The organism is Okeania sp. SIO2B9, assembly GCF_010672505.1.
GTDB lineage: Bacteria > Cyanobacteriota > Cyanobacteriia > Cyanobacteriales > Microcoleaceae > Okeania > Okeania hirsuta.
On sequence record NZ_JAAHGK010000239.1, the window covers coordinates 1 to 7,274 of the forward strand.

Consider the following 7,274-nt stretch of genomic DNA (forward strand, 5'->3'; position numbering starts at 1 on the left):
TTACGAATAGTAAGAGGGATAAAAATAATTTTCAGGAGACATCCCTTTGACAAAAAAGATGATTTCCAACCTAAAAAGTGGTATTGAAGCCATTCCCATACGACTCCTGACTCCTGACTTCCCCTCCTGGGAGGGGGAGGGGCGAGGGGTGGGTTGACTCCTAAAAAATCCCCTAGTTATTTGTAGCAAACATTTATCAAAATGGTATTAGCCTTTTCATTTTGGTAATTTTTTTGTTTGACTTTTTAATCAAAGGTGGTGCGTATATTTGGGGGTCTGAAAGCCTTGTTCTGTCGTGGTTCTAAAACGTAGCTCCCCACCGCTTGGGTTAATGCGGATTAGTTGGAAACAAACGCCCCAGGTAGTTTAATCTATCTGGGTTTTTTATTTTTTGAAATTTTCCGAGTTGCGATCGCAAAGTAGAATGGACTTTAGTTGTCCTGCTCCCGTAATATCAAGTTGCACTGATTAACCACAATATAAAAAGATGAAAAAGATGGCATACTCGTCAAGAGTAATCTTAAGATGACTTAAACTATTAGCCAAGGATTTCAATCCTTGGCGAGCTTGGCGATCCATGTCACCCGCTTCCCTAAATTCCCCTCCTAGGAGGAGTTAGGGGTGGGTCCCACACTCCCCATCTACCAAAGACTACCACGGACTACCAATCATCATAAACCCTGCCCAATAATAGGGATGAGATAAATTTTGATTTTCAAACTTTCCTAACTCTGATGGTAATACCACTGCACCACGAGCTGCTGTCCCCCTTAATTGACCCTCTGCAATAACTACTTCTCCTCGTAACATTGCTAACTGTGCTTGTCGTAAAGCTTCTGCTTTTATCTTGGCATTATTTAGTTGGGTGTAAAATTCTGTCATCAATCCTAATGTGCCTTCATCACTCACATACCAGACACTAGCTAAGGCAGACTTTGCTCCTGCTGCTACTGCTAACCCCGCAAAACCTAACTCAGCATTTTTGTCACCAACGGCAGTGCGACAAGCTGACAATACTAATAATTCTACTGGTGGATCGTTCCAACCTAACTGTCGCATTTGACCTAGATGTAGTTGTTCGTCACCCCACAGTTGAATATAGGAATTACTGGCAGCACCTGGTCGGAATTCTGCATGAGTAGCTAGGTGAATGATGGGATAGGGATAATTTTGTCGTTGGGTTAGCAGGTTATTACGGGTGAAGTCTTGGTTGAGGAACTGACTACCTTGCCACAACTGTTGGGAAATAGTTTCTAACTCTACTGGCACTGCTGGTAAGGAGTTTTGTTCGATAAATTCACTTGCTCCCATTGCTAATACTCGGGTATCTTGAATTGGGCGGTAGTTGGTATCCATTAAACTGATACTGGGAATTAAACTGAGGCTATATTTTTCGACGAGGAATTGTTGACCATCGTGTAATACTGCTACAGGTAAAGTTCGTAGACCTTCATCCATACTGAATAGTAAGGTATCGATATTAGCGGCTTCTAATTCTGCTGATATGGGTCTAATGAGCCAATTGTACAATTGTTGTGCTGGTGGCAAGTAGCTTTGAGTATTACGACGGGAGGGAGTTGTGACTTGAAATCGTAATTGTAGGACAACTTCCATGAGTTGTTGGCGATTAGCTGCCGGAACAGTTTTGAGGATGGGGTCGCTATCTGGTGTGTATAATACCAGTTGCAGTTCTTCTGGGTAAGCTGTGACATAGATAATTGCTGAATTTTTGCCTGTTTCACGGGCGATGTCTGTCAGCACTTCCCGGATATTTTTTATGGATGTATTTTGAGTTGATAGGTCTTCTCCAAAGTTGTCTGTCAGCGCTCCCCCGTTTTTTATGGATATATTTTGAGTTGATAGGTCTTTTCCAAAGTAGTTAGTGAATGAATTGTTCCGATTTTTCTCTAAGGCAGTCAAGGTTTGAAAGTTAGCAGCAACAGTTAGGGGAGTATTGTTAATAATATTGATGTTTTGTAAAGCTGTTGTAGTGTCGGTGTTGATATTAATTTGTTGGCGATCGCTCTTTTTGTTTGGCAGATTAGGATTATTGGTTGTGCTGATGGTACTGTTACTCTGTATTGACTGGATAATATTAGTGGTGGTCGGATTTGAGATTGGGTTGTCAAATTGTAAAATATTATTTGTTGGAATAGCTGGAGTTGTTGTTGGTTGCACTAGGTTTGATGCTGCTGGAATGCTTGGATTTGTTAGTGTCTGAGGTGATTGTTGTGGCAAAGTATTGTCTATTGGTATTGATGGAGGTGGGCTAATTTGAATGATTTCACCAGTATTAAGTTCTCCTCCTGGTAGGTTAATAATACTTGTTGTATCACCTATTGCTATTTGGTCTCCAGTCGTAATATTACCAACTGCTTGATTATTAATACTGGCATTACCTTGGTTTGTTACCGCTGTTTGGTCTCCAGTCGTAATATTACCAACTGCTTGATTATTAATACTGGCATTACCTTGGTTTGTTACCGCTGTTTGGTCTCCAGTCGTAATATTACCTGCTGCTTGGTTATTAATACTGGCATCACCTTGCTCAGTAGTAGCTATTTGGTCTTGGGTAGTAATATCACCTCCTGCTTGATTATTGATACTGGCATTACCTTCTTCAGTAGTAGCTATTTGGTCTTGGGTAGTAATATTACCTCCTGCTTGATTATTGATACTGGCATTACCTTCTTCAGTAGTAGCTATTTGGTCTTGGGTAGTAATATCCCCTCCTGCTTGGTTATTGATACTGGCATTACCTTCTTCAGTAGTAGCTGTTTGGTCTCCAGTAGTAATATCCCCTCCTGCTTGGTTATTAATATTACTATCACCAGTAGCACTATCAACAGTTTGGTCTCCAGTCTCAATATCCTCCCCTGCCTGAACATCAATACCTCCAGCATTTCCAGACTCAGAAATAGATTGCAAATCTTCAGTAGTAACCGAGCCATCAGGAGCAATAATTTCAACTGTTCCAGCCGCTTCTCCACCTTCAGTCCTAACATTTGCAGTTCTAATATCGCCTTGAGTGCTAAAAGTATTCAGAGTAATATTACCACTGGTGCCATTGGGGGCGCGGGTCTGAATAGTCCCTGTATTAATACTGCCGCTATTACTTTCAATACTTACATCTCCACTACCTGCATTGCCAAAGGATGCTACGTTATTAATATTGACAGTACCACTAGCATTCAATTTTATCTGACCCCCAGTACCATCATCAGCAGTAGAATAAGTAGCAATATGATTAATATTTAAGTCGCCGTTATTCAGAGTTTCAATAGATATTCGATCGCCTGTACCGTTAATAGCAGTGGAAAAAATTACACCCGTGTTAATATTGCCGTCATTGTTGCTGATATTAACAGCTCCACTACTTTCCCCGCCAAAAGAACTAATATTGCTAGTGGTAATCTCTCCTTGACCCCGCTGAATAATCACAATATTGCCTCCAGTACCCTCTGGAGCGTAGGAACTCAGGTTGGCGCGTTCCTGCTCAAAGATAGTTGCCACATCTTCTGAAGATACATCCGCATCAGTAGGAATATTTGCCTCTTCACCTAAAAATCCAACAGTGGTATCAATATTTCCATTAATTGTTTCCAAAGTAATATTACCACCTCTTGCTCCTGCACCGCTAAAGCTTTCGATCAAACCAGTACTAATATCTCCTGTTGCACTGAGAGTAATGTTTCCACCTTCCCCTGTTTGAGAACTAGAGATTAATTCGCCAATACTAGCATCTATTGCGCCATCTGCAGTAATAGATATATTTCCACCTTTACCACTACCTCCAGCAAATGATTCAATAGTTCCTACTTGGATATTGCCGTTCACTGTAATAGTCACATCTCCACCATTACCATCACCTTCCGACTCGGAAAAAATCGTTTCTATTATAATATTACCCGTACTGGTAATCTCTACATTACCGCCATCACCTGTTCTGGAGGAAGAAGCTAACTCACCACCGGTAGTTTCAATGCTACCTGTTTGATTTTGGATCGAAATAGTACCACCACGACCCCTGTTATCAGAGCGGGAGTCAATACCAGCAGTATTAACATCGCCGTTACTGATAATACGAACATTACCTCCATTTCCTTGATTACTATAAGAAATGAGTTCTCCTTGAGTTGTTACGTTACCCTCAATACTCCGGATGGTAATATCGCCCCCTGGACTACCTGTTTCTGATTCAACCTCAGACTGAGTAGTGTTGGTGTTTTCTGTATTTTCCCTTTTAGGTGGAATATTTTCTGGGTCTCCTGCGGAGGAAATGATTTCATTTGTAGTAATATTACCTTTAGCTTCGAGACTAATATCGCCCCCTTCTCCTTGACGAGAAAATGACTCGATGAGTCCTGCTGTAGTATTGATATCACCTTCAGCTATTAGAGTAATACTACCTCCGGCACCTCCGGTATTTTCTCCAGGATTAGAATTATCTGTTTGTTGTGGGTTTTCTTCTGATACAGATACATCTTCTGACGAGTTATCCTCGTTGTTTGAATCTCGTGGGTTGCCACTTGAGGAAAATATGTCACCTGTTGTCAAATTGCCACTACTGGTAATAGTCACATCTCCAGCATCTCCTGAACGTGAAAAAGATTCTAATTCACCACTTGTTGTATCAATATTTCCGGTGATACTTTCGAGAGTAATATTGCCACCTAGACCGCTGCCTCTTGAACTAGAGTTAATATCACCTGTAGTCAAATCACCATTACTGGTAATAGTTACATCTCCTGCATCTCCTAACTCGGAAAAAGAAGATAATTCACCACTTGTTGTCTCAACATTTCCGCTTGTACTTTCGAGGGTAATTTTGCCACCCTGACCACTGCCTTTTGAAGTAGAGTTAATGTTACCTGTGGTCAAATTGTCACTACTGGTAATAGTAACACCTCCAGCATTTCCTGATTCGGAAAAAGAAGATAATTCACCATTTGTTGTCTCAACATTTCCGCTTGTACTTTCGAGAGTAATTTTGCCACCCTGACCGCTACCTTTGGAACGAGAGTCAATATCACCCGTGGTCAAATTGCCATTACTGGTAATAGTCACATCTCCAGCATTTCCTAATTCTGAAAAAGAAGATATGCCGCGATCGCCATTAGTTGTATCAATATTTCCATCTGTACTTTCGAGAGTAATATTACCACCCCGACCATTAACATCTGAACGGGAGTTAATATCACTTATTGTTAAATTGCCACGACTTTTAATAGTTACACTACCACCATTACCAGAAGTGGCAAAGCTATTTATTTCTTCTGTAGTAGTTACTGCACCTTCCATACTTTCAATGCGGATATTACCACTGCTGCGCTGATTTATTTCTGTTTCTGTTAGGGGTGTAATATCACCATTATCTTCAGGGTTACTTGCTTGGGGGTCGCCTGCGGTAGAAAGTATTTTAGCTGTAGTAATTTCACCCTTAGCTTCCAGAGTAATATTACCACCTAAACCTTCTCGAGAAAATGACTCTAACTTAGATCGATCATTAGTTCCTGCGGTAGTATCAATAGTTCCTCCTGCTTTCAGGGTAATATCTCCCCCATTACTACTACCACTCTCGTTTTGAGATGAATCTTCTGAATCTTCCAATTCATCTGTTCCTCGACCTGCAAAAGAAAGGATACTTCCTGTTGTAATATTGCCCTGACTGGTAAGACTCACTGTTCCCGCATCACCCCTACGGGAAGAAGATCTGACTTCAGCAGCACTGGTATCAATATTTCCGGCAAGACTTTTGAGAGTAATATTGCCACCTTGACCATTAGTTGAGCGGGAATCAATATTACCTGTAATCAAATTGCCATTACTTGTGATGGTAACATTTCCAGCATTTCCCTCCTCAGAATCAGCAAATATTCCTGCTACATCTTGGTCTGTTCCCAAGGTTTCAATACTACCACCTGTACTTTCAATACTAATGTTTCCACCCTGACCTCCTTGTGTCTGGGAATCAATATTACCTGTATTAATATTGCCCTGACTTTTGATAGTTACACTTCCAGCATTTCCAGTTTCTGACAGAGAAGCTATGTTACCAAGACTGGTGTCAACATTTCCAGTTGTACTTTCTAGGTTAATATTTCCACCCTTACCATTCAGTGAAGTGGAGTCAATATTACCTGTGGTCAACTTCCCATTATTCTTGATGGTAATGTTTCCTGCATCTCCATTAATAGAAGCAGAAAATATTCCTGCTGTTTCTGTGCCAGTTCCAATAGTATCAATCGTACCACCTATACTTTCAATAGTTATATCTCCACCTTCACCACCACCTGTCCTTGATTCAATACTTTCAGTATTAATATCTCCAAAAGCTTTGATAGTAATATCTCCAGCATTTCCTGCTTCGCCAACAGTATCTATTTCTGCTGTGATAGTTACTGCCCCTTCTTTACTTTCAATAGTAATATCACCACTGTTGCTACTATTTATTTCTGTCTGTATTTTTGTAGGGTTATTATCTACAGAGTTACCTACATCAGGGTCTCCAGCAGTGGAAAAAACTTCCCCCGTAGTAATATCGCCTTTGCTGGTAATGCTGATACTACCTCCACCCCCTAAACGAGAAAATGATTCGATAGTTCCTTTGCTAGTATCAATAAAACCTTCTGCTTTCAGGGTAATATCTCCCCCACTACCGTTTGTATTCTGAGTTTTATTTGAGTCAGTGTTATCTGTCTCGAATGGTGATAAATTTGCTAAGTCTCCCTCTATATCTAATGGATCGCCTGCGGAAGAAAAGATATCTGCTGTTTTGATGTCGCCATTACTGGTAATGCTGACATTTCCCCCATTTCCCCTAACGGAAAAAGATGCTAATTCTTCACTACTGGTATCAACATTACCACCTGTAGTTTTTAGAGTAATATTCCCACCATTACCACTACCATCTGAACGAGAGTCAATATAACCAGTTTTGATATTGCCCTGACTGGTGATGGAAACATTCCCACCATCTCCTTGAGAAGATGCCGAAAATATATTGCCCGCAGTCGTATTAGTTTCACCATCACTATTTATAGTAACATTGCCTCCCCTACCACTACCATTTGAACTAGAGTCAATATGACCAGTTTCGATATTACCCTGACTGGTGATAGAAACATTCCCACCATCTCCTTGAGAAGATGCCGAAAATATATTGCCCGCAGTCGTATTAGTTTCACCATCACTATTTATAGTGACATTCCCTCCTCTATCATTACCCATGGTAGAAGCATTAATATCTCCTATTTGAATATTGCCATCAGCAG

2 protein-coding genes are annotated in these 7,274 nt (G+C 40.7%); both read right to left on the minus strand.

All coding sequences use genetic code 11. The annotated features are described in order from the left end of the window. Positions 1 to 189: a hypothetical protein gene (locus F6K13_RS10975; RefSeq protein WP_124147833.1), complete on the minus strand. Its 189-nt coding sequence runs from the start codon at positions 187 to 189 to the stop codon at positions 1 to 3. A gap of 462 nt (positions 190 to 651) precedes the next feature. Continuing rightward, entirely contained in the window at positions 652 to 7,230 is a 6,579-nt protein-coding gene (locus F6K13_RS10980; RefSeq protein ID WP_287287376.1) for a CHAT domain-containing protein, read from the minus strand. Positions 7,231 to 7,274: the final 44 nt, after the last annotated feature.